The 1041-nt window shown below is 53.4% G+C and carries 1 protein-coding gene; it reads left to right on the top strand.

Features of this window, described 5'->3' with window-relative positions; translation table 11 throughout:
- Nucleotides 1-1016, top strand: a 1016-nt coding sequence (locus tag OQE62_RS19330) for an IS630 family transposase (RefSeq protein ID WP_265723682.1), incomplete at its 5' end; no start/stop codon positions are given.
- Between the last annotated feature and the right edge of the window lie 25 nt (nt 1017-1041).

A 1041-nucleotide genomic window follows, 5' to 3' on the forward strand; every position in this document is an offset into this window, starting at 1 on the left:
CCCTTCCTGCTTCGGCCCAGGAAGAAAAACGCAAACAGGCCATTCGCATGTGGAAGACCGGAAGCTACACCCATAGTGAAATCGGTGAGCAGGTCGGTGTCCATTACCTGACTGTTGGCCGCTGGATCAAAAAATACCAGGCAGGCGGCACCAGGGCTCTGCACGCCAAGCCCCGCGGTCGCCAGGAAGGTACTGGCCGATGGTTGACGCCAGAGCAGGAGACATTGATCCAGAAACACCTGATCGATAAGACGCCCGACCAGCTCAAATTGCGCTATGCCTTGTGGACCCGCCAGGCCGTTCAACAACTGATCCAACAAGAAACTGGTTTGAAAATCGCGGTTCGCACTGTGGGGCAATACCTCAAGCGCTGGGGATTCACGGTGCAAAAGCCCAGAAAGAAAGCGTACGAACAGCGACCCGCCGAGGTGCAGCAGTGGCTGGACGAGGAATACCCTTCTATTCACGCCAAAGCCAAGGCTGAAAATGCCGAAATTTATTGGGGCGACGAGACGGGTTTGAGAAATGACTGCCAACACACCCGAGGATATGCCCCAAAGGGTAAGACGCCGGTGATCCAACTCAATGCCAAGCGAGAATCGGTCAATCTCATCTCTGCAGTGACCAATCAGGGCAAGGTGCGTTTCCGGTTCTTCGACGGGAGTATGAACGCTGATGTTCTGATCGACTTCATGGCGCGGTTGATCAAGGATGCCCAGCGTAAGGTCTTCCTGATTCTCGACAATCTGCGAGTCCATCACGCTCGCAAAGTAAAGGAGTGGCTTGCCGAGCACGAGGATGAGATTGAGGTTTTCTACCTGCCCGCGTACTCCCCGGAGTTGAATCCGGATGAATATCTGAATTGCGATCTCAAAGCGGGCGTTCATAGTGGTCAGCCTGCACGTGGCAAAAAAGAATTGAAAGCGAAAGCCATGGGCCATCTGCGGAAACTGCAAAAGCTTCCGGGACGAGTCATGAAATATTTCGAGGCTGAGTTCATTCGATATGCCGCATGATGCCTATTTGAATGCCGGGTTAATA

The sequence above is a fragment of the Microbulbifer halophilus genome (assembly GCF_026183675.1).
GTDB lineage: Bacteria > Pseudomonadota > Gammaproteobacteria > Pseudomonadales > Cellvibrionaceae > Microbulbifer > Microbulbifer halophilus.